This window comes from Sphingomonas sp. ASV193, assembly GCF_040203355.1.
Taxonomy (GTDB): Bacteria; Pseudomonadota; Alphaproteobacteria; order Sphingomonadales; family Sphingomonadaceae; genus Sphingomicrobium.
On the sequence record NZ_JBEHBW010000002.1, the window covers coordinates 103,483 to 125,535 of the forward strand.

22 protein-coding genes and 1 tRNA gene are annotated in these 22,053 nt (G+C 69.6%); 15 read left to right on the forward strand and 8 right to left on the reverse strand.

Features of this window, described 5'->3' with window-relative positions; genetic code table 11:
• Window positions 1–86 precede the first annotated feature (86 nt).
• The 5 genes from ABDK56_RS04435 to ABDK56_RS04455 all read left to right on the forward strand — a co-directional run bounded on the left by ABDK56_RS04435 (window position 87) and on the right by ABDK56_RS04455 (window position 3,090).
• On the forward strand, window positions 87–1,307 hold the full coding sequence (locus tag ABDK56_RS04435; protein ID WP_349806933.1) for a glycosyltransferase: 1,221 nt from the start codon (window positions 87–89) through the stop codon (window positions 1,305–1,307).
• A 76-nt stretch (window positions 1,308–1,383) separates the two neighbouring features.
• Window positions 1,384–1,459 (forward strand) — tRNA-Trp (locus ABDK56_RS04440).
• Window positions 1,460–1,798: 339 nt separating this feature from the next.
• Window positions 1,799–1,996, forward strand: coding sequence for a preprotein translocase subunit SecE (gene secE, locus ABDK56_RS04445; RefSeq protein WP_349806934.1), 198 nt, complete (start codon window positions 1,799–1,801; stop codon window positions 1,994–1,996).
• 22 nt (window positions 1,997–2,018) lie between these two features.
• Window positions 2,019–2,558: a transcription termination/antitermination protein NusG gene (gene nusG, locus ABDK56_RS04450; RefSeq protein ID WP_349806935.1), complete on the forward strand. Its 540-nt coding sequence runs from the start codon at window positions 2,019–2,021 to the stop codon at window positions 2,556–2,558.
• 115 nt (window positions 2,559–2,673) lie between these two features.
• Window positions 2,674–3,090 (forward strand): response regulator, encoded by a 417-nt coding sequence (locus ABDK56_RS04455; protein ID WP_349806936.1) that lies wholly within the window; start codon window positions 2,674–2,676, stop codon window positions 3,088–3,090.
• Here the strand turns inward: ABDK56_RS04455 and ABDK56_RS04460 are convergent.
• The 3 genes from ABDK56_RS04460 to ABDK56_RS04470 form a co-directional block, all read right to left on the reverse strand.
• Window positions 3,038–4,141: a sensor histidine kinase gene (locus ABDK56_RS04460; protein ID WP_502959264.1), complete on the reverse strand. Its 1,104-nt coding sequence runs from the start codon at window positions 4,139–4,141 to the stop codon at window positions 3,038–3,040. The two genes, ABDK56_RS04455 and ABDK56_RS04460, sit on opposite strands and share 53 nt — an antisense overlap.
• A gap of 180 nt (window positions 4,142–4,321) precedes the next feature.
• A complete protein-coding gene (locus ABDK56_RS04465; RefSeq protein WP_349806937.1) occupies window positions 4,322–5,629 on the reverse strand; it encodes a chymotrypsin family serine protease in 1,308 nt (435 codons plus the stop codon).
• Complete coding sequence (locus ABDK56_RS04470) at window positions 5,626–6,309, reverse strand: GNAT family N-acetyltransferase (protein WP_349806938.1); 684 nt, start codon at window positions 6,307–6,309, stop codon at window positions 5,626–5,628. The genes ABDK56_RS04465 and ABDK56_RS04470 overlap by 4 nt, the downstream gene beginning before the upstream one ends.
• Before the next feature lie 318 nt (window positions 6,310–6,627).
• Between ABDK56_RS04470 and rplK the strand changes: the two genes are divergently transcribed.
• The 9 genes from rplK to ABDK56_RS04515 all read left to right on the forward strand — a co-directional run bounded on the left by rplK (window position 6,628) and on the right by ABDK56_RS04515 (window position 16,406).
• Window positions 6,628–7,059: a 50S ribosomal protein L11 gene (gene rplK / locus ABDK56_RS04475; RefSeq protein ID WP_349806939.1), complete on the forward strand. Its 432-nt coding sequence runs from the start codon at window positions 6,628–6,630 to the stop codon at window positions 7,057–7,059.
• Between the two features lie 4 nt (window positions 7,060–7,063).
• Window positions 7,064–7,759 (forward strand): 50S ribosomal protein L1, encoded by a 696-nt coding sequence (rplA, locus tag ABDK56_RS04480; protein ID WP_349806940.1) that lies wholly within the window; start codon window positions 7,064–7,066, stop codon window positions 7,757–7,759.
• Between the two features lie 144 nt (window positions 7,760–7,903).
• Complete coding sequence (locus ABDK56_RS04485; protein ID WP_349806941.1) at window positions 7,904–10,207, forward strand: TonB-dependent receptor; 2,304 nt, start codon at window positions 7,904–7,906, stop codon at window positions 10,205–10,207.
• Between the two features lie 114 nt (window positions 10,208–10,321).
• Complete coding sequence (locus ABDK56_RS04490; RefSeq protein ID WP_349806942.1) at window positions 10,322–12,334, forward strand: PAS domain-containing protein; 2,013 nt, start codon at window positions 10,322–10,324, stop codon at window positions 12,332–12,334.
• A 20-nt stretch (window positions 12,335–12,354) separates the two neighbouring features.
• Complete coding sequence (locus ABDK56_RS04495; RefSeq protein WP_349806943.1) at window positions 12,355–12,759, forward strand: hypothetical protein; 405 nt, start codon at window positions 12,355–12,357, stop codon at window positions 12,757–12,759.
• A 65-nt stretch (window positions 12,760–12,824) separates the two neighbouring features.
• Complete coding sequence (locus tag ABDK56_RS04500) at window positions 12,825–14,471, forward strand: FAD-dependent oxidoreductase (RefSeq protein ID WP_349806944.1); 1,647 nt, start codon at window positions 12,825–12,827, stop codon at window positions 14,469–14,471.
• Window positions 14,472–14,740: 269 nt separating this feature from the next.
• On the forward strand, window positions 14,741–15,247 hold the full coding sequence (gene rplJ / locus ABDK56_RS04505; protein ID WP_349806945.1) for a 50S ribosomal protein L10: 507 nt from the start codon (window positions 14,741–14,743) through the stop codon (window positions 15,245–15,247).
• A gap of 52 nt (window positions 15,248–15,299) precedes the next feature.
• Window positions 15,300–15,674: a 50S ribosomal protein L7/L12 gene (gene rplL / locus ABDK56_RS04510; RefSeq protein WP_349806946.1), complete on the forward strand. Its 375-nt coding sequence runs from the start codon at window positions 15,300–15,302 to the stop codon at window positions 15,672–15,674.
• Window positions 15,675–15,860: 186 nt separating this feature from the next.
• Window positions 15,861–16,406: a L,D-transpeptidase family protein gene (locus tag ABDK56_RS04515; protein WP_349806947.1), complete on the forward strand. Its 546-nt coding sequence runs from the start codon at window positions 15,861–15,863 to the stop codon at window positions 16,404–16,406.
• A 1-nt stretch (window position 16,407) separates the two neighbouring features.
• Here the strand turns inward: ABDK56_RS04515 and trpA are convergent, their stop codons facing one another.
• The 4 genes from trpA to trpD are packed head-to-tail and all read right to left on the reverse strand — an operon-like array spanning window position 16,408 to window position 20,839.
• Complete coding sequence (gene trpA, locus ABDK56_RS04520; RefSeq protein WP_349806948.1) at window positions 16,408–17,229, reverse strand: tryptophan synthase subunit alpha; 822 nt, start codon at window positions 17,227–17,229, stop codon at window positions 16,408–16,410.
• Window positions 17,226–18,413: a tryptophan synthase subunit beta gene (trpB, locus tag ABDK56_RS04525; protein ID WP_349806949.1), complete on the reverse strand. Its 1,188-nt coding sequence runs from the start codon at window positions 18,411–18,413 to the stop codon at window positions 17,226–17,228. Before trpB ends, trpA begins: the two co-directional genes overlap by 4 nt.
• Complete coding sequence (gene trpCF, locus ABDK56_RS04530) at window positions 18,403–19,785, reverse strand: bifunctional indole-3-glycerol-phosphate synthase TrpC/phosphoribosylanthranilate isomerase TrpF (protein ID WP_349806950.1); 1,383 nt, start codon at window positions 19,783–19,785, stop codon at window positions 18,403–18,405. Before trpCF ends, trpB begins: the two co-directional genes overlap by 11 nt.
• Window positions 19,778–20,839, reverse strand: coding sequence for an anthranilate phosphoribosyltransferase (gene trpD / locus ABDK56_RS04535; RefSeq protein ID WP_349806951.1), 1,062 nt, complete (start codon window positions 20,837–20,839; stop codon window positions 19,778–19,780). The genes trpCF and trpD overlap by 8 nt, the downstream gene beginning before the upstream one ends.
• Before the next feature lie 259 nt (window positions 20,840–21,098).
• Between trpD and ABDK56_RS04540 the strand changes: the two genes are divergently transcribed.
• Window positions 21,099–21,467 (forward strand): hypothetical protein, encoded by a 369-nt coding sequence (locus tag ABDK56_RS04540; RefSeq protein ID WP_349806952.1) that lies wholly within the window; start codon window positions 21,099–21,101, stop codon window positions 21,465–21,467.
• Here ABDK56_RS04540 and ABDK56_RS04545 read toward each other — a convergent pair.
• The gene (locus ABDK56_RS04545; RefSeq protein WP_349806953.1) at window positions 21,464–21,796 is read right to left on the reverse strand and encodes a DOPA 4,5-dioxygenase family protein; all 333 of its coding nucleotides are present in this window, start codon (window positions 21,794–21,796) and stop codon (window positions 21,464–21,466) included. The genes ABDK56_RS04540 and ABDK56_RS04545 overlap by 4 nt on opposite strands.
• Window positions 21,797–22,053 lie beyond the last annotated feature (257 nt).

Genomic DNA, 22,053 nt, shown 5'->3' on the forward strand with positions numbered 1-22,053 from the left:
TCCCCTTGCCGCGCCACCTTCGCGGTTGCAACATCGAGAATGGCTGTTAAGGCACCGTTCAACCGGGGGGGCGGTTTAGAAAAATCATGCGAATAGTCGACGTTTGCGCCTTTTATTCGCCGCAGGGCGGGGGTGTGAAAACCTATATCGAGCGCAAGATGCGTGCCGCGCCGCAGCTGGGGCACGAGCTGGTCGTTGTCGCGCCGGGCGAGCGCGACGAGGTCGTCGAGGTCGCGCCGGGCGCGCTGCTCCACACCATTCCCGCGCCGTTCATGCCGCTCGACCGCCGCTACCATTATTTCGACGACGAGGCCGCGCTCCACGCCGCGCTCGACCGGTGGAAGCCCGACCATATCGAGGCCTCCTCGCCCTGGTCGAGCGCGTCGATGGTCGCGCGCTATCCCGGCCCCGCGACCCGCTCGCTGGTGATGCATTCCGACCCGCTTGCCAGCTACGCCTATCGCTGGTTCGGCCCGGTCGTGTCGCAAAAGCGGATCGACCACTGGTTCGACTGGTTCTGGCGGCACCTGCGGAGCCTCGACCGCAGGTTCGACGTGGTCGTCACTCCCAACCGCGACCTCGAACGGCGGCTTCGCGCGGGCGGGCTGGAAAAGGTCACCTCGGTCCCGTTCGGGGTCGACAGCGAGCTGTTCTCGCCGTCGCTTCGCGCCCCCGACCTGCGCGCCGACTGGCTGGCGCGGCTCGGACTTGGCGCCGACGCGACGCTGCTGCTCTCGGTCGGCCGGTTCGGCGCCGAAAAGCGCTGGCCGATGGTGCTCAAGGCCGCCGCCGCGGCGGGCAAGCGGGTACCGGCCGGGCTGGTGCTGGTCGGCGACGGCCCGCACGCGCCAAAGCTCGAGCGGATCGCTTCGCGGCTGCCGCACGTCACGGTCGCCCCGCCGATCAAGGACCGGCTGTCGCTCGCCACGCTGATGGCCAGCGCCGACGCGCTCGTCCACGGCTGCGAATCGGAAACTTTCTGCCTCGTCGCCAGCGAGGCCAAGGCGAGCGGGCTGCCGCTGATCGTCCCCGACCGCGGCGGCGCTTTCGCCCAGCTCGACGAGGCGACCGGCTATGCCTACGCCTCGGGCGACCGCAAGGCGCTCGCCGAGGCGATCGAGCATTTCGCGGTCCGCCGCTCGGGCATCCCCGCCCGCGCCGACCAGGCGCGCGCGTCGGTCACCCCGATCCGCACGATGGACCAGCATTTCGTCGAGCTGTTCGCGCTCTACCTGATCGGCCTGCCGTTCGGCGGCCAGGTCGGCGACCTCGTCACCTCGATCGGCTCGGCGGTCGGAATCGGCTGAGCCCGCCTTCCTGCCGCGCGCCGGCCCGGCGCCCCCTTGTCATTACTACCCCGCGAAGCTAACCGGGCGCCGGCCTAGGGGTATAGCTCAGTTGGTAGAGCATCGGTCTCCAAAACCGAGGGTCGTGGGTTCGAGTCCCCCTGCCCCTGCCAGGCCCGAGCCGCCGAGCGCAGCCCGGCTGCGGTAGAGCCGGCGAGGGCCGGCCAGCGCGCGAAGCGCGACTGACGGCGCGGATTCACTCCGCGCCCGCCCGAGCCACCGAGCGCAGCGGAGCTGCGCGAAGAGCTGCGAAAGGCCGGCCGGCCTGCAAGCGAAGCGCAGACAGGACCGACGTCACGGGGTTCATCCCCGTGACGGCCCTTGAATTGCCGCCCTCTTGAGTCTAACTGCGACTCCATTCCGACATCGGAAACGCTCGCTCCTCATCCCGGTCCGCCGGGGCGAGGGAAGAGCCCTACCCGAAACCGGTCGGCGACGAGATGGAGAGCCAAGTGGCCAAGGTTACCCCCGGCGAATATGTCAACCAGGTCCGCGCCGAGGCGCGCAAGGTCGTCTGGCCGACCCGCAAGGAAACGGTCACCACCGCGATCATGGTGCTGATCATGACCACCATCCTCGCCGCCTTCTTCTTCGGCGTCGACGCCTTCTTCAACAAGATCGTGCAGCTGCTGCTCGGCCTGCTCGCCTGATCCAGACACGGGAAATCTTCACATGTCGCGCTGGTACATCATCCACGCCTATTCGGGCTTCGAGAACAAGGTCCGCGAGTCGATCCTCAGCGAGGCCAAGCGCCTCCAGCTCGAGGCGCTGGTCGAACAGGTCGAGGTGCCGACCGAAAAGGTGACCGAGATCCGCCGCGGCAAGAAGGTCACCTCGGACCGCAAGTTCTTCCCCGGCTACGTGCTCGCCAAGCTCGGCATGAACGACGACGTCTACCACCTCGTCAAGAACACCCCGAAGGTGACCGGCTTCCTCGGCCCCAACGGCAAGCCGCAGGCGATCAGCGAGGCCGAGGCCGCGCGGATCCTCAACACCAAGGAGGAAGCCGCCGCCGCCGCGCCCAAGACCAAGGTCAAGGTCGACTATGAGATCGGCGACGCGGTCAAGGTGCTCGACGGCCCCTTCGCCAGCTTCAACGGCGTGGTCGAGGAACTCGATTTCGACCGCAACCGGGTCAAGGTCAGCGTCTCGATCTTCGGCCGCGCGACCCCGGTCGAGCTCGAGTTCGAGCAGGTCGAACGCGTCAAGTAGCCGGCTGCGGCGCGCGCGCCACGGATCGGATTGAATCGCCGGTCGGGGGAACCCGGCCGGCGTTTTCATGTTTGCTTGGTGAACGATTTTTCAAATTTCGCGATTGGCTAGAAACATGACCGCCCGCATCCTCATCGTCGAAGACGAGATCTTCGTCGCGATGGAACTGGAAGCGATCCTCGAAGACCTCGGCCACCAGCCGGTCGGGATCGCCCCCGACCTCGCGAGCGCCGAACGATATTACGACCAGCCGCTCGATCTCGCGCTGGTCGACCTCAACCTGCGTGACGGGCTCACCGGCCCCCAGATCGGCGAAAGGCTCGACGCGAACGGCGTCCCGGTGGTGTTCATCACCGCCAACCCGCGTCAGCTCGGCGAGGGAATCGCCGGCACCATCGGCGTGATCAGCAAGCCGACCGACGCGGCGACGGTCGCGGCGGCGGTGCGCTACGTCCTCGCCCGCCGCAGCGGCGAAAAGGTCAGCCCGCCCGCGGCGCTGACGCTGTTCCCGCGCGCGATCGCGCAAGGCTGACCACCGGGATCCCGGCGCGCACCACCAGCCCTTCGCGCCGCCATTCGCGCTCGATCGTCCCGCCCATCTGGCGAACGATGCTGAGTTCCGCCAGGCGGGTCCCGAACCCCGCGTGACCGGGCGCGCCCTCGACCGGCGGCCCGCCCGCTTCGACCCACTCGATCGTCAGCCGCTCGCCCTCGCGCCGCGTGGCGATCGCAACCGTCCCCCTGTCGTTAGCCAGCGCGCCATATTTGACCGCGTTGGTCGCAAGCTCGTGGGTCAGCAGCGCGATCGGGGTCGCCCCGCGGTCATCGATTTGGAAGTCGTCTCCGCGCACGCTGATCCGCCCCTCCTTGAGCGCCGGATAGGGTGCCAGAATCTCGCACAGCACCGCGTGCAGCCGGTCGGGCAGCCCGTCGGGGGCCGAGCGCTCGCTGTGCGGCCGGACGAACTCGTGCGCGCGGCCGAGCGCGGCGATCCGGTCCTGCAGCTTGTGCGCGAATTCGCCATGCTCGGGCTCCTGCCGCGCGCTCAGCCCGATCAGCCCGCTCACCACCGCGAAGATGTTCTTGATCCGGTGGCTGAGCTCGCGGCTCATGATCTCGTTCTGCTCGTCCTGCTTCTTCTGCGCGTCGATGTCGGTGCAGGTCCCCATCCAGCGGATGATCCGCCCGTCCTGCGCGCGGATCGGCATCGCCCGGCCGAGCACCCAGCGATAATCCCCGTCGCGATGGCGCAGCCGATATTCGATCTCGTAGGGCTCGCCGGTCTCCAGGCTGTGCGCCCACCGCGCCCACGCACGCTCCTGGTCGTCGGGGTGGAACATGCCGTTCCACGCGTCGCCGTCGGTCGACCCGTCGGGCACCCCGGTAAACTCGTACCAGCGCTGGTTGTAATAATCGTGAAAGCCGTCGGGCAGCGTCGACCACACCATGTGCGGAAAGGCGTCGGCCAGCGTCTGCCAGCGAAGGTTGCTCTCGCGCAAAGCGTTGCGGACCGCGGTCAGCTCGGTCTCGGCGCTGGTCTCGGGCTGGGGCGAGGCGGCGGTGGGAAGGCGGGAATCGGTCATTTGCGGGGATAACACGGGGGCGCGGGCAAGGTTTCCTTGGGGTGGCTGGGCGTCAGGGCTTGCGCGGGACTTAATCCCGCGCCGTCGGACGGGTTCGCGCGGGCGCGACCCGCCGGCCGCCACGTGACGGCTCTACGCGCTGCTCGCGGATGCTTCGCGCCCGCTTCACTGCGCTCGGCGTCACGGTTTGCGCGGGAGTGAATCCCGCGCCGTCGGACGGGTTCGCGCGGACGCGACCCGCCGGCCGCGTCGTGGCAGCTCTACGCGCAACTTGCGCGTGCCTTGCACGCGCGGCGTTGCGCTCGGTGCCACTTCCAGACGCCACCCCGGCGGCAAATAGTCCACCGACTGGACGAAGCTGAAGTTGCAGCGGTTGTCGGGGCCCGAATAGCTTCCGCCCTTGATCACCGCGACCGCCTCGGTGCCGACGAACACCGGGCCGCCGCTGTCGCCCGGTCCGCACGCCGGCCCGGCGATGGTGATGAACAAGGGCTCGCACGGCCCCGCGCACAGGTCGCCGGGCGGGGCGAAGTCGGTCAGTTCGACGCTCGCGCAGGCATAGCCCGACTTCTGACCGACATGGCACAGCGGCTCGCCCGCGCGGATCGCGTCGCGCCCGCGCCAGCCGGTCACCGGCCGCGCCGCGCCCCCCGCCGGGTCGGTCGCGACCAGCGGCCGCGCGATCGACACCAGCCCGTTCAGCTGGACGTCGTAGGCGCGCGCGCCCCACGCGCCGATATAAGGCAAGGGCTCGATCCCCCCGTCGGGGGCGTAATAGCTGAGCTCGTCGGGGCAGTGCGCGGCGGTGGTCACCGCCTGCCGCCTGCCGTCGGTGACGATGAAGCCGGTAGTGCAGGCGAAGCGCTGGCTGCCGACCGCGCCGATCACCCGCCCGCCTCCAGTCACGGCGAAGTCGAATACCCGCGCATCGGTCCGCGACACCCGCACCGGCACCCCCGCGATCGCGCTCGCCTGCCGCTCGATCGCCGCCGCGTCGCCGATCTCCCCGGCGATGAACAACCGCAGCTCGCCGCGCCGCTGGTCGACCCCGACCCCGCGCTCCTGGGGCAGCATCCGGTGAAGCTCGGCCTGGTGCGCGTAGATCGCTTGCACCAGCTGCCGCCGGGTCGCGCTCGCCCCGGTGACATAGGCGATCGGCACCACCCGCCCGTCTTTCGCGGTGAACGTCTCGCCCGCGACCGGCGCGTCGCCGGTCAGCAGCACGCGGATCGACAGCGACGGCGCCTCGACCAGCGATATCCCCGCCAGCCGCCCGGCGAAGCGCGCGGCGATCGCCTCGGTCGTCGGCACGCTTTCCTCGATCGCCGCCAGCCGGCTCCGCGCCTCGGCCGGGTCGAGCTTCTCGATCTGGGCGAACGCCGCCGAGTCCTGGTCGAGCGCCTGCGCCCCGGTCTGTATCGGCGTGTCGCCCACCGCCGGAAGCGGGGGCTGCATCGCCAGCGCGGCCATCGCGAAGAGCCAGCTCATGCCCGCGCCACCAGCAGCGTCCCGACCTCGCCGCGAATTCTGAAGCCGAGCCGCCGGTAAAGCCGGATCGCGCCCTCGTTGCCCGCCCAGGCGTGGAGGAACGGCGCCTCGCCGCGGCGGCAGATCTCGGACCCGACATGGCGCGACAGCATCGCCGCCAGCCCGCGCCCGCGTGCGCCGGGGTGGGTGCACACCCCGCTGATTTCGCTCATCCCGGCAAGCTTCATCCGCTCGCCCGCCATCGCCAGCAATCGCCCGTCCGAGTCCTTCACCCCCCAGAATTGCCCGAGCGTGTGAGTCCGTTTCCTGAACGGCCCCGGCTCGGTCAGCGCGGCGAGCGCGATCATCGCCGGGACATCGCTTTCGGTCAGCGCGATCACGCCCGGCGGCGGGGGCGTCGGCGCGAAGCCGTCGACCACCAGCTGCACCCCCAGTCCGCGCTCGACCTCGCGCGTCCCCGGCGGCAACGGCGGGGCCCCGCGCTGGATGAACAGCATCCGGTCCTCGTCGTCCTTGAGCAGCCCCGCCACGCCGGCGAGCGCGTCGGCGCTGTCGTCGGCTGAGGCGACGAACGGCTCGACCTCGGGATCGAACCGCAGGGCGCGCGCCGTCCCGACCGCGAGGTGCGCCTGCCGCCCCTTGAGTGCGTGCCAGATCGGTCGGTCGAGCGGCTCGGTCATCGTCTCGCCATAGCCGTTTTTCGCTGTCCTACAGCCCCATCGCCGTGCGATAGTCGTCGACAGTTGGATTCGCCGCCCCGCCCCGTGCACCGTCCCGCGCCCCGCCCCGGGCGATCCAAACGCTCTCCCCCTCGCTTAAGGTCACGAAAATGTCCGGGGTGACGCTGGCTTTTGCGACCTTAAGCCGCGGTTGCGCTTCCCCCCTCGCTCGTGTAGGGGCGCAGCCTTCCAATCCATTGGAAATCCATGCGGGAGGCAGTCCGCTGCCGAACGAACCGCTAAACTTGAACGGGCCTCGCGCCCCCTAGAGAGTGAGACATGGCAAAGAAAATCACCGGCTACATCAAGCTGCAGGTGCCCGCCGGCGCCGCCAACCCGTCGCCGCCGATCGGCCCGGCGCTCGGCCAGCGCGGCGTCAACATCATGGAATTCTGCAAGGCGTTCAACGCCTCGACCCAGGAGCTTGAGAAGGGCGCCCCGATCCCGACCGTGATCACGGTCTACGCCGACCGTTCGTTCAGCTTCACCACGAAGACGCCCCCGGCGAGCTTCCTCCTGAAGAAGGCGGCGAACCTCAAGTCGGGCTCGAAGGAGCCGGGCAAGGTCAGCGCGGGCACGATCAAGCGCTCGAAGCTCGCCGAGATCGCGCAGACCAAGATGGCCGACCTCAATGCCAACGACATCGAGGCGGCGACGAAGATCATCGAAGGCTCCGCGCGCGCGATGGGCCTGCAGGTCGTGGAGGGCTGATCCGATGGCACAGACCAAGAAGCAGAAGGCCCTCGAGGGCAAGGTCGAACCGCTCAAGCTGTACGGCGTCGACGAGGCGATCGGCCTCGTGAAGTCGCTCGCCACGTCGAAGTTCGACGAGACGGTCGAAGTCGCGATGGCGCTCGGCGTCGATCCGCGCCACGCCGACCAGATGGTCCGCGGCGTCGTCAACCTGCCCAAGGGCACCGGCAAGACCGTCAAGGTCGCGGTGTTCGCCAAGGGCGCCAAGGCCGACGAAGCGACCGCGGCCGGGGCCGACAAGGTCGGCGCCGAGGACCTGATGGAGGAAATGCAGGCGGGCAAGCTCGACTATGACCGCGTCATCGCGACGCCGGACATGATGGGCGTCGTCGGTCGCCTCGGCAAGGTGCTCGGTCCCAAGGGCCTGATGCCGAACCCGAAGCTCGGCACCGTCACCATGGACGTCACCAAGGCGGTCACCGACGCCAAGGCCGGCCAGATCGAGTTCCGCGTCGAAAAGGCGGGGATCATCCACGCCGGGATCGGCAAGGCGAGCTTCGCCGAGGCCGACCTCAAGGCGAACCTTGAGGCGTTCGTCGACGCGATCGTCAAGGCCAAGCCGTCGGGCGCCAAGGGCAAGTACGTCAAGAAGCTCAGCATGAGCAGCTCGATGGGCCCGGGGGTCAAGATCGACCTGGCCGAGGTTGCCGGCGCCTAAGCGACCGAAAAGCAACAGTTTCAGGGAGCCGGGGCGGAAACGCCCCGGCTCTTTTCGTTCGACATTGCGCTGCAACATCGTCGCGCTATGGGCCGTCGCAGCCGGCTGACCGGCGATCCATACAAAGTCGGGGGACTTGACCACATGACCAGTTTCCGCACGGCCGCGCTGTCGGCCGCAAGCCTTTTCGCGCTCGGTTTCTCGAACGCGGCCCTCGCCCAGGATGCCGCCGCGCCGGCGGCCGCGCCGGGCACCGACCAGTCCAGCGCGCAGACGACGCAGGGTGACATCGTCGTCACCGCGCAGCGCCGGGTCCAGAACATCCGCGACGTGCCGCTGTCGGTCACTGCGCAGTCGGGCGACACGGTTCGCGACTATCAGCTGGGCGGGTCGGACACCTTGCTGTCGCTGTCGGGCAAGGCGCCCAGCCTCTACATCGAATCGACCACCGGCCGCATTTTCCCGCGCTTCTACATCCGCGGGCTCGGCAACATCGACTTCTACCTCGGTGCCTCGCAGCCGGTCAGCATCATCCATGACGACGTCGTGCTCGAGCATGTGGTGATGAAGTCGAACCCGGCGTTCGACGTCGCGCAGGTCGAAGTGCTGCGCGGGCCGCAGGGCTCGCTCTTCGGGCGCAACACCACCGCGGGCATCGTCAAGTTCGACACCGTCCAGCCGGCTTCCGTGTTCAGCGGCCAGTTCACCGCGAGCGCGGGCAGCAAGGGGTCGGTCAGCTTCGACGGCGGCGTCGGCGGCCCGCTGATCGCCGACGGCAAGCTCAACTTCCGCCTGTCGGCGCTGCTCCAGCACCGCGACAACTGGGTCGACAACGGGTTCCAGGGGCCGAGCGACGACGGCACCCGCACCCCGCAGGTAAACGCGATGGGCGGGTTCGACGAGCGCGACGTGCGGCTCCAGCTCGGCTCGAGCCTCGGTGCGCTCAAGCTGCGCCTGTCGGGCCACTACCGCGACTATGCCGGCACCTCGACGCTGTTCCGTCGCGGCTCGGTAATCAAGGGCAGCGACAAGGTGCCCGCGACCCTCGACCTCGGCACCGTCCGCTACGACGAGGCGATGGGCAACCCGCAGCATTACCGCACCTACGGCAGCTCGCTGAAGACCGACTACGACCTCGGCGGGGTGACGATGACCTCGATCACCGCGTGGGAAGGGCTTCACGGCTACAGCCGCGGCGACACCGACGGCGGCGCGGCGGCCGCTTTCGGCGGGGTCGGCTTCGGCGAATCGCAGGGCCGGGTGCGCCGGTTGAACCAATGGTCGCAGGAAGTGCGCTTCGCCAACTCGACCCCAGGTCCGCTCAAGTGGCAGGCGGGCGTCAACTACTTCGACTCGCGCGACCTCACCGAGTTCGACCAGCGCGCCTTTTTCCTGACCAACGCGTCGCGCAACCCGAACAACTGGGTGCTGCTGCACAACGTCAACACGCTGTGGGGCGTGTTCGGGCAGGCGAGCTACCAGGTCGCGCCGCGCCTCACCCTCACCGCGGGCGCGCGCTATTCGTGGGACAAGAAGGAAACGCAGCTGCTCAAGGCGGCGCTGACCGCCGCGGGGGTCGACAATTACAAGGGTCGCCGCGACGTCAAGTTGACCGGCAAGGAGCCGAGCTGGGACGTCAGCGCGCTGTACAAGGCGAACGACGAGGTCAATTTCTACGCCCGTATCGCGCGCGGCTTCCGCGGGCCGACCATCCAGGGGCGCTCGGCGGTGTTCAATGCCGACTTCAGCACCGCCAACAGCGAGACCAACACCAGCTATGAAGCGGGCGTGAAGACCAGCTTCCTCGGCGGCAAGGTCAAGTTCGACCTCACCGGCTTCGCCTACACGGTCCGCAACATCCAGCTGAACGGCAACGACAGCTTCGGCAACGGCGTGCTGTTCAATGCCGACAGGGCGATCGGCCGCGGCATCGAGGCGAGCCTCGCGCTGCGCCCGGTCGAGGGGCTGAAGCTCGATGCCGGGCTGAGCCTGCTCCACACCGCGATCCACGACAAGCGCGTCTATGCGCAGGTCTGCGCGTTCGGCGGGCAGGTGGTGTGCACCGTGCTCGACCCGACGGTGAAGGTCGGCAGCAACACCTTCGCCCAGATCGACGGCAACGCCTTGCCGCAGGCGCCGACCTACAACCTCAACCTCGCCGCGCGTTACGACCTGCCGGTCGGCGCCGGGCGCGCGTTCGTCGCCACCGACTGGAACGTCCAGGGCCGCACCAGCCTGGTGCCCTATTCGACGGTCGAGTTCACCACGCGCGGCAACTTCGAGGGCGGGGCCAAGGTCGGCTACGCCACTGACCGCTGGGAAGCGGCGCTGTTCGCGCGCAACATCACCAACGAGAAGAACCTGATCGGGGTGATCGAGAACTATATGGCCGGGGTCTACAACGACCCGCGGATCATCGGCGTGTCGCTGTCGGCCAAGTTCCGCTAAGCCGAACAGAGGCGATGACGCGAACGGCCGGGGAGCGATCCCCGGCCGTTTTCGTTTTGTCGACGATGCGACATCTGGCGCGCGCCCGGGAGGCCTATTAAGGGTATCGCCGAGATGAATTCCGATCCGCTTGCCGTCCCCGCCGCCGCCGCCATCCGCGACCGCTACCGCGCGCTGTTCGACCAGATGGACGAGGGCTTCTGCATCATCGAGTTCTTCGACGGACCGCACGGTCCGCTGAGCGACTATGTCCATGTCGAAGCCAACGCCGCCTACGCGCGCCACGCGGGGATCGAGAACGTCGTCGGCCAGAAGCTGCGCGAGATGGTGCCCGACGAGGCCGACGAGTGGATCGCGCGCTATCGCCCGGTGCTGCTGACCGGCGAGCCGATCCGCTTCGAGCAGGAGCTGGTCGCGACCGGGCGGCATCTCGAGCTGTCGTCGTTCCGGATCGAGCCGCCCGAGCTCAACCAGGTCGCGGTGATGTTCCAGGACCTGACCGCGCGCAAGCGGGCCGAACAGGCGCTTCGCGAGCTCAACGAGACGCTCGAGAAACGGATCGCCGAGGCGATTGCCGAGCGGAGCATTCTCGCCGACATCGTCGAGGGCACCAACGCCTTCGTCCAGGTCGCCGACACCCGCTTCAACTGGCTGGCGATCAACAGCGCTTCGGCGGGCGAGTTCGAGCGGATTTTCGGCGTCCGGCCGAGGGTCGGCGACAATATGCTCGACCTCCTCGCCGACCAGCCCGACCGCCTGGCCGAGGTGCGCGTGGCGTGGGAACGCGCGCTGGCCGGGGAGGAATTTGTCGAGATCGCCGAGTTCGGCGACCCCGGGCGTGAGCGGCGGGCCTACGAGATGCGGTTCAACGCGCTGCGCGACGGCAAGGGCCGGCTGATCGGGGCCTACCAGTTCGTCTATGACGTGACCGACCGGCTGGCCGAACAGGCGCGGCTGAAGACCGCCGAAGAGGCGCTGCTCCATTCGCAGAAGATGGAGGCGGTCGGCCAGCTGACCGGCGGGATCGCGCACGACTTCAACAATCTGCTGGGCGGGATTTCGGGCGCGCTCGAGATGATCGAGGCGCGGATCGCCGAGGGGCGCGGCGCGGAGATCGGCAAATATCTGGCCGCCGCGCAGGGCTCGGCGCGGCGCGCCGCGGCGCTGACGCACCGCCTGCTCGCCTTCGCGCGGCGGCAGACGCTGCTGCCCGAGCCGGTGCGGCTCGCCGACCTGTTGCCCGATCTGGTCGAGCTGGTCCGGCGCACGGTCGGCCCGCGGATCGCGGTGCGGCTCGACGGGGGTGCCGGGGGATGGCCGACGCTGGTCGATAGCAGCCAGCTCGAGAATGCGCTGCTCAACCTGTGCATCAACGCGCGCGACGCGATGCCCGGCGGCGGGGCGATCACCATCCGCTGCCGCAACCGCTCGATCGGGCGCGACGAGGCGGCGGCGCTCGACCTCGCGCCGGGCGACTATGTCTCGTTGGCGGTCGCCGACACCGGGACGGGCATCCCCGCGGCGGTGATCCAGCGGGTGTTCGATCCCTTCTTCACCACCAAGCCGCTCGGCGCGGGGACGGGCCTGGGGCTGTCGATGGTCCACGGGTTCGCGCTCCAGTCGGCGGGGCGCGCCGACATCGAGTCGGTCGAGGGCGAGGGCACGACCGTCACGCTGCTGCTGCCGCGCTATCGCGGGTCGATGGCGCGCGCGGACGAAACGGCGGCGCCCGAGGCGGTGGCCGAGCGTCCGCAGGGCAAGAGCGTGCTGGTGGTCGACGACGAGCCGGTGATCCGCATGTTGATCGTCGACACGCTGAGCGACGCGGGGATCCACTGCCACGAGGCCGAGGACGGCGCAGAGGCGCTGGCGATCCTCGAATCGGACGCGGCGATCGACCTCTTGGTGACCGACGTCGGGCTCCCGGGCGAGCTTAACGGGCGGCAGGTGGCCGACCGGGCGCGCGGGCTCCGACCGGGGCTGAGGACGCTCTTCATCACCGGCTACGCCGAGACCGCGGTGCTCGACGGCGGGGCGCTCGGCGAGGGCATGGAGGTGATGACCAAGCCGTTCGTCGTCGACCAGCTCAAGGCGCGGGTCGACCGGCTGCTCGCGGAAGAGGCATGATGACGGTGAGGAGGATGACCATGCGGACTCGACTCGGGCTGGCGCTGATGGCGGCGATCGCGGTTTCGGGGGCAGCCTCGCCGGTGGCCCCTCCGGGCGCGCCGGCGACCCCCGTGGTGCTTCACCTGTCGAACTTCCGGTTCGGCCCGAAGATGCTCTTCTTGAAGCGCGGGCAGGACTATACGCTGACGCTAGCGAGCGACGGCGGGGCGCACAGCTTTTTCGCCCCGGCCTTTTTCGCGCAGGCGCGCGTCGCCCCCGCCGAGCGGGCGCTGATCGACCCGGCACGCGGGATCGAAGTGCCGTCGCGCGGCGCGATCACGCTCCACCTAACCGCCCCGATGCAGCCGGGCCGCTACCGGTTCAAATGCACCCACGCGCTGCACAATCTGATGGGCATGAACGGCGAGATCGTGGTCCGCTGAGCCGCCTTTGCGCAACACCGAACGCGCGGCTTGGATGCGCCGCGCGCATGGCCTAGCGTCGCGCGATGGAATCGATCGGCGTCGACCTGTCGCAACTCTCGCCCAAGCCGTTCGAGGGCGAGCAGCTCGCGGCGATCGAGGCGATCGGAAGGGAGGTCGACTATCCCGCCGGCGCGATGGTGCTCGACGTCGGCGAGCCGCTCGACCGGTTCATCTACCTGCGCGCGGGCGAGATCGAAGTGGTCAATCCCTACACCGGGGACCGGCTGCTGCCGGGGACGCTGAAGCCCGGACAGTTCGCGGGCGAGCTCAATTTCCTCAACGGCGGGTCGGCGACGCTGGGGATGCGCGCGGCGGCGGCGACCCGGACGCTCGAGGTGCCGCGCGACGCGATGCTCCAGCTGATGGCCGACGTGCCCGAGCTCAGCGATCACATCCTCACCGTCTTTTCGGCGCGGCGGCGGATGCAGGTCGCTCAGGGGCGGAGCGCGATCACCCTGCTCGGCGCCGACCGCGACCCGGCGGTGCAGCGGGTGGCGAGCTTCCTGTCGCGCAATCGCATCCCGTTCCAGTCGTTCGACCTCGATGCGCAGGGCGAGGACATGGCGCACCTGTGCCGGGTCGCCGACGACGGGCCGGCGGTGATCTTCAACAAGGGGCAGAAGATCGACGAGCCGACCCCGCGCAAGGTCGCCGGGCTGCTCGGGCTCGACCTCGACAGCGGCGAACATCCCGGGCTCGACCTGCTGATCGTCGGCGGCGGGCCGGCGGGGGTCGCGGCGGCGGTCTATGCCGGGTCCGAGGGGCTGAAAGCGCTGGTGATCGAGGACGCGGCGATCGGCGGACAGGCCGGGACGTCGAGCCGGATCGAGAATTACATGGGCTTCCCGACCGGCATTTCGGGCGCCGACCTCGTCTATCGCGGGCAGATCCAGGCGATGAAGTTCGGTACCCGTTTCGCCATGCCGCGCCGGGTCGAGCGGCTCGAGCGCAACGACGGCGGCTTCTGCGCGACGCTCGACGGCGGGCAGCAGCTTTGCGCGCGCGCGGTGCTGGTCGCGACCGGGGTACAATATCGCCGCCTGCCGATCGAGCGGATCGAAGAATATGAGGGCACAGGCGTCTATTACGCCGCGACCGAGATGGAGGCGCGCTTCTGCCGCGAGACCGACGCGGTGGTGATCGGCGGCGGTAACTCGGCGGGGCAGGCGGCGATGTACCTGTCGCGCGCGGCGCGGCACGTCCACCTGCTGGTGCGGTCGGACAGCCTCGCCGCGACCATGTCCTCCTACCTTCGCGAGCGGCTCGAGGCCGAGCCGAGGATCAGCATTCATTACCACAGCCGGCTGACCGGGCTCGACGGGGGCGAGCATCTTGAACGGGTCGCGATCGACGAGCGGGGCAAGCGGCGCGAGATCGACTGCCGCGCGCTGTTCGTGATGATCGGCGCGGCGCCCAACACCGACTGGCTGTGCGAGCTGGTCGATTTGGACGACAAGGGGTTCGTCCGCACCGGGCGCGACGCGGGCGGCCGATCGGGCTACGAGACGTCGTGCCCGGGCATCTTCGCGGTCGGCGACGTCCGCTCGGGCTCGGTCAAGCGGGTCGCTTCCTCGGTCGGCGAGGGATCGGTGGTGGTGTCGTCGATCTGGACTCATGTCGAGGCAGCGAAGGACGCGGCCGAGCAGGCCGGGGCCGCGCCAGCCGGTTGACTTCGCGGCACTTTTGGCTAGGGGAAGCGGCGACGCGTCCGGTTCGCCGGGCGCTTCTCGTCCGAGACAGTCGCCGGGACCCGGAGAAATCCGCGCCCCTTAATCCGCGGCCTAGACGGGGAAACGGTGAGATTTTCGAGCGATCGCCCGATGGCGTCCCTCGTGCTCGATCCCACGCCCCACGGACATTCCGCGTCGAGGAGCCTTGGCTCCCCGGCAAATTTGAACTCGGCCCGGGCGCCTGCCCTGGCCGAAACTTTGGAGTTGGCATGGATCGTTCGCAAAAAGCCGATCTGGTTGCCGAGCTGAAGGGTGTCTTCGCCGAAACGGGCGTGGTTGTGGTGACCCGCAACCTCGGTCTTTCGGTCACGCAGTCGTCCGACCTGCGTTCGAAGATGCGCGACGCCGGTGCCCAGTTCAAGGTTGCGAAGAACCGGCTGGCGAAGATTGCGCTCGAAGGCTCGAAGTACAGCCCGATCGGGGAGTTCCTGCAGGGACCGACCGCTCTGGCGACCTCTTCGGACCCGGTCGCGGCCGCGAAAGTGGCCGTCGAGTTCGCGAAGACGAACGACAAGTTCGAAATCGTGGGCGGCGCGATGGGCGACACGTTGCTCGACGTCGAAGGCGTCAAGGCCCTTGCGGCCCTGCCCTCGCTCGACGAGCTGCGCGGAACGCTGGTGGGCCTCGTCCAGGCGCCCGCCACCAAGATCGCCCGGATCGCCATGGAGCCGGGTGGCCAGCTGGCGCGCATCTTCGCCGCCAAGGCCGCGGCCTGATTTTTCGATTAAGCACGACACAATCGGGCCGTGGGGCCCCTAGGAGATTAGAATGGCTGACCTGAACAAGATCGTTGACGACCTGTCGGCGCTGACCGTCCTCGAGGCGGCTGAGCTCGCCAAGCTGCTCGAAGAGAAGTGGGGCGTTTCGGCCGCCGCTGCCGTCGCCGTCGCCGGCCCGGCCGCCGGTGCCGCTGCCCCGGCTGCCGAAGAGCAGACCGAGTTCGACGTGATCCTCACCGGCGACGGTGGCAAGAAGATCAACGTCATCAAGGAAGTCCGCGCCATCACCGGCCTGGGCCTGGGCGAAGCCAAGGCGCTGGTCGAAGGCGCGCCGAAGGCCGTCAAGGAAGGCGTCGCCAAGGACGAAGCCGAGAAGATCAAGAAGCAGATCGAGGAAGCCGGCGGGACCGTCGAGCTCAAGTAAGCGACCGCTTACGCGATCGGACTTCGCGATTGATCGCGAACGGGAGGCGTCGCCGAAAGGCGGCGCCTCTCTTTTTGCCTGTCTGTCAAGCGATTATGTTGTTCCGGTTCCGTAATACTAGGAACAATCAAAATGGGCTCATCGTTTTCCCCTTCGAATTAGAAATTCAAAAGGGAATTCAAGATGATGAGCAAGCTAGCCCTCGCGCTGGCGGCGTCGGCGCTATGCGCCCTGACCGCCCCCACCGCCGCCTTCGCCTCTGACGAGAGCGAGACCGCGATCGCCGCCGCGAGCACTGCCGCGGTAGACGCTCGTGTCGACTCCATGGACCTGCTCGGCGCAAAATCGCTCAAGCCCGGCGCCTATGTGTGGCACGATAACGGCTCGCCCGAAGCGCCGCGCGTGGTCATCTCGCTTGGTGACCAGCTTGCCTACGTCTATCGCGGCGACCAGCTGATCGCGGTCAGCACGATTTCGAGCGGCAAGCCGGGCAAGGACTCGCCCGCGGGCGAATTCAACGTCCTTGCCAAGGAGGAAATGCATCGGTCGAAGAAGTATGACGACGCGCCGATGCCGTGGATGCAGCGCATCGACAATTACGGGATCGCGCTGCACGCCGGCTTCAACCCGGGTTATCCGGCGAGCCACGGCTGCATCCGCCTTCCCGCCGCTTTCGCCAAGAAGCTTTACGGGATCACCGATGTCGGGACGACCGTGCTGATCGGCGCGTGAGTTAGGCCGGGGCGGCGTGTGCTCCCTTTCGCGCTGCCCCGGTCGACGATTTCAGGGAGCTGACGAAGGCCGCCACCTCGCCGGGTGAGCGGCCTTCTTCGATCAGGCGGACGATTGCCGAGCCGCTGATTACCCCCGCTGCGCCCGCCGCGACCGCCTCGGCGACGTGTGCCGGGGTGGCAATGCCGAAGCCGAGCACAGGGGGCGGCGCGCCGGCGGCGGCGAGCTTTTCGAACAGCGCGGCATGATCGAGCTGGAGTCGCTGGTCGGCCCCGGTCACGCCCGCGCGCGCGACGCAATAGGTATAGCCCGACGACAGCGCCGCGATCCGGTCGATCACCGGCGCGGCGGTGTTCGGGGCGGCGATCATCACCAGGTCGAGACCCGCCGCGCGCGCCGCCTCGGCGTAGGGCGCTGCCTCAAGGCTCGGCACGTCGGCGACCAGCAGGCTGTCGGCCCCGGCGGCGGCGAGATCGGCCCAGAAGGCGGCGATGCCGCGCGCGGCGACGATATTGGCATAGGTCAGGATCCCGACCGGTACCGCCGGGTGGCGGGCGCGGAAGTCGGCGATCATCGCGAGGCAGTCGGCAGTGCGCACCCCGGCGGCCAGCGCGCGCTGCGCCGCCGCCTGGATTACCGGGCCGTCGGCGACCGGGTCGCTGAACGGGATGCCGAGCTCGACCATGTCGGCCCCGCCCTCGACCAGCGCGTCGAGATAGTCGGCCGAGCGCGCCGCGTCGGGATCGCCGAGCGTGAGGAAGGCGCCCAATGCACCCTCGCCAGCCCCGCCGCAGCGCGAGAACATCTGTGCATAGCGGCTCATGCGACCGCCTTCAGCCGGCGTTCGGCGAGCAGGCGCTGGGCCTGGGTGACGTCCTTGTCGCCGCGTCCCGACAGGCTGACGAGGATTACCGGGTGATCGTCGCGCTGTTCGGCGACCTTGAGCGCGTGGGCGATCGCGTGACAGCTTTCGAACGCCCCGACGATGCCCTCGCCCTCGGCCAGCGCGACGAAGGCGTCAAGCGCCTCGCCGTCCTCGGCCCCGACGTAGGACACGCGGCCGATGTCCTGGAGGTGGGCATGCTCGGGACCGACCGCGGGATAGTCGAGCCCGGCCGAGATCGACCAGGTGTCGTCGACCTGCCCGTCGGCGTCCTGCAGGATCATCGTCTCGGCGCCGTGGAACACGCCCTGACGCCCGCGCAGCAGGGTCGCGCCATGTTCGCGCCCCGACAGTCCCTTGCCCGCCGGTTCGACCCCGACGATCTCGACCTCGTCGCCGAGGAAGTCGCTGAACAGCCCGATCGCGTTCGACCCGCCGCCGACGCAGGCGGTGACGAGGTCGGGAAGCCGTCCCTCGGCCTCGAGCACCTGCGCGCGCGCCTCGCGCCCGATGACCCGCTGGTACTGGCGCACCATCAGGGGAAAGGGGTGCGGCCCGGCGACGGTGCCGAGGATGTAGTGGGTGTCGGCGAAGCTAGCGGTCCAGTCGCGCAGCGCCTCGTTGACCGAGTCCTTGAGCGTCCGGCTGCCGCTGGTCACCGGGATCACCTTCGCGCCCATCAGCTTCATGCGGAAGACGTTGAGCTCCTGCCGCTCGATGTCGTCGGCGCCCATGTAAATCTCGGTGTCGAAGCCGAACAGCGCGCCGACGATCGCGGTGGCGACGCCATGCTGCCCGGCCCCCGTCTCGGCGATCAGCCGGCGCTTGCCCATCCGCTTGGCGAGCAGCGCCTGGCCGAGGACCTGGTTGGTCTTGTGCGCGCCGCCGTGGAGCAGGTCCTCGCGCTTCAGATAAATCGTCGCCTTGCCCGCGCCGAGGTTGCGGCAGCGGGTGAGCGGGGTCGGCCGCCCGGCATAGGTGGCGAGCAGATCGGCGAGCTCGGCCTGGAAGCCGGCATCCTCCTCGGCATCGAGGAACGCCGCTTCGAGCTGCTCGAGCGCGGGGACGAGAATTTCGGGGACATAGCAGCCGCCGAAGCGGCCGAACCGGCCATCACGCCGCATCGTCGTTGCTCCTCTTGGCCGGGCGGAGCGCGGCGAACAGCGCCTCGACCCGCGCCCGGTCCTTGATCCCGGGGGCCGCCTCGACCCCGCTGGCGACGTCGAGCCCATAGGCCCCGAGCCGCGACGCCTCGGCGGCGTTGGCGGCGCCGATCCCCCCGGCGATGAACCCCCTCGACAGGTCGTCGCGCCCTTCGACCAGCGACCAGTCGAAGCGCTGGCCGGTCCCGCCCGAGCGGCCGCCGGTGCGCGTGTCGAACAGGCTGCGGTCGGCACCCTTGCGGCCCGGCCCGGCGCGCACGTCGACCCCGCACAGCGCCCAGATCTCGGTCTTCTTGGGAAGGCGGGCGCGAAGCGCTGCGATGTCGGTCTCGCTCTCGCTGCCGTGGAGCTGGACCGCGTCGAGCCGGAGCGCCTCGGCAGCGCGCGCGACTGCGGCGGGATCGGCGTCGCGGAACACCCCGACCGCCTTCAGCCCCATGTCGCGCGCGGTGGTGGCGAGCATCCGCGCCTCGGCCACCGGCAGCGCGCGCGGGGTGCCGGGAACGAGGATGAAGCCGGCGTGGGTCGCGCCCGCGGTGGCGGCGAGCGCGACGTCCTCGACCCGCGTCAGCCCGCACAGCTTGACCCGCCCGTGGACCAGCGTGCGCGCCGCCTCGCCGATGTCGGGGGCGGCCATCAGCGACGAGCCGACCAGGAAGGCGTCGACCAGCGGGGCGAGCCGGTCGACGTCGGCGCGGGTGGCGACCCCCGACTCGCTGATCACCAGCACCCCGGGCGGGATCGTCGGGGCGAGCCGTTCGGTCACCGCGAGGTCGGTCCGCAGCGTCTTCAGATCGCGGTTGTTGATCCCGACGATGGTCGCGCCGAGCGCGAGCGCGCGGGCGAGTTCGGGCTCGTCGTGGACCTCGACGATCGCGTCCATGCCAAGCCGCGCGGCCTCGGTGAGAACCGCGGCGGCCTCGGCGTCGCCGAGCACCGACATCATCACCAGCACCGCGTCGGCGCCGGCGGCGCGCGCCTCGCTGACCTGGACCGGGTCGACGATGAAGTCCTTGGCGAGGATCGGGCCGCCGAAACGGTGACGCGCGGTGCGCAGGTCGTCGAGCGAACCGCCGAAATCCTCGCCGTCGATCAGCACGCTGATCGCGTCGGCGACCGGGGCGTAGGCGGCGACCGCCTCGTCAACCGAGCGCGGGCTGGCGTGGCCCGAGGGCGACTTCTTCTTGACCTCCATGATGAACCGCGCGCCCGGGCGGGCGAGCGCGGCGCGAAGCGAGCGCGGGGTCGGGTCGGCGGGGGTGATCCGGTTGCCGAGCCGGTCGGCGACCTCGCGGCGCTTGCGCGCGACGATCCGGGCAAGAACATCAGCCATGAGACGCCTCGATATAGTCGGTGAGCACCCGGGCGGCCCGCCCCGACGCGAGCGCGTCGCGGGCAAGCTCGACCCCGGCGGAAAGCGTGTCGGCGCGGCCCGCGGTCATCAGCAGCGCGCCGGCATTGATCAGCACCATGTCGCGTTCGACCGGGTGCGCCTCGCCCGCGAACAGCGCCTTTAGCCGCGCGGCATTTTCGAGCGCGTCGCCGCCGATCGCCGCCGCCGGGTCGGCGCGGGTCAGCCCCGCCATTTCCGGGGTGATCAGCAGTTCCTCGATCTTGCCGTCGCCAAGCCGCATCGCCCGAGTGTCGCCGTGAATCGCGACTTCGTCCAGTCCCGCCCCATGGACCACCAGCGCGCGGGCCACGCCCAGCGCCCGAAGCGTCTCGGCGATCGGCCCGAGCCGTGACGGGTCGGCGACGCCCAGCAGCTGGACCGGCGGGCGCGCCGGGTTCACGCACGGCCCGAGCAGGTTCATTACCGTTCGCACCCCGAGCTGCCGCCGGACGGTCGCGGCGTGCTTCATTCCCGGGTGATAGGCGGGGGCATAGAGGAAACAGAAGCCGGTCCGGTCGAGCAGGTCGCGGGCGCGGGCGGGCGACACTTCGAGGTTGGCGCCGAGCGCTTCGAGCACGTCGGCCGAGCCGCATTTCGAGCTGACCGAGCGGTTGCCATGCTTGGCGACCGGAAGCCCGCAGGCGGCGGCGACGAAGGCGGCGGCGGTCGACACGTTGATCAGCCCGCTGTCGTCGCCCCCGGTGCCGCAACAGTCGGCGAACAGATAGTCGGGGCTCTCGAACGGCTCGGCGGCGGCGGCGAGCGCGCGCGCCGCGCCGGTGATCTCGTCGGTCGTCTCGCCCTTGACCCTGAGCGCTACGAGCACCCCGGCGATCTCCGCCGGTTCGAGCCGGCCGAGCACGAGGCGTTCGAACAGATGCCCGGCCTCGTCGGCGCTGAGGTCCTTGCCGTCGAGCAGCCGCGGCATGGGGTTGGGCACGGGGCCGGCGTCGGGCGGAAGCGTCCGGTGCGGCTCGGTTTGCGGCTCGAACATGGCGTTGCGAAATCCCTCGGCAATAAAAAACCCGCCTCGCGGGCGGGTCGGTCAGGTCGGTCGGTGGTCTGAGGCGATCAGCTCACCAGCCGCGCCAACGCGCCGCCGAAGGGGACGCGCGCCACCACCAGCGGCCGGTCGGAATCGAACGAGTGGCGGCGGTGGACATGGACGCCATCTTCCCGGCGCGGGCGCGGCCTGTCAACCCGGCCTGTAATCCCAGCTTGTCCCCAGGCGCGCCGCCGCCTACGCTTCGGCCATGGTCCTGTTGCTTTTCGCGGCCGCCGCCGCGGCCCCCTCCCCCGCCGCCGACTGGCATTGCGAGGTCGACTATGTCGAGACCCGGCCCGGCGGCAGCAAGACGACGCATTTGTCGCCCGACGTCCATTTCGACCGCGCCGCGAGCGACGTGTCGGTAAAGGTCGGCTTCCTTCCCTTCCTGTCGCTGTCGCTGAAGGGGTTCGAGGTGCGCAGCTGGACCGCGGCGCAGGTGCTGCTCGCCTCGCCCAAGGGGACGATGCGGTTCGACCGTCGCGCGCGGACGGTGAGCGTCAGCCTCGCCGCGCCGCAGGACGACGGGTCGGTCGTGCGCACCCGCGGCAGCGGGCGCTGCGTTCCGATTGGCTAGAAGATCGACAGGTCGAGCGGCTCGCTCGGCCCGAACCAGACGACGTTGCGGGTGTGATCGGCGTAATCGTCGCCGGTCGAGGCGTGGGCGAAGACGGTGAGCCCGCCGCGCGCCACGCTCAGGAACGTCGCGACCTCGCCGAAGCGGGCGGCGGGAACGGTCATCTGCACCGACCCGCGCGGGTGCGGGCCGACCGGGCGCAAGTGAAAATGCCCGACCGCGACCCCGAACCGCCGCTGCACCTCGGCGGCGAGCGCCTTGGCCCGCTCGACCTCGGCCGGGTCGTAATAGATGTGGGCGTGGAAATCGTGGATGCGGATCTCGGTCATGCCCGGCAGATGGGCGCGGGCGGGGAACGATCAAGGCGGCACAGCATTGTAACCCCCTTGCGCGCAATCGGATAAGCGCTATATCCGACCCATCCAGACATATCGGCTCCGCCGCGCCGCTTGGCGTGCCCGGGGCTGTTCCTGTCCCCGCCGGGACACGGGCCGACCCGCGCAACGGCCCGAACGTATGGCGGGGGATCGCAGGACCAAGCGCTGCCTTTGAACCCAGTGGCCCGCGTGCCCCAACGCGTGCCCGA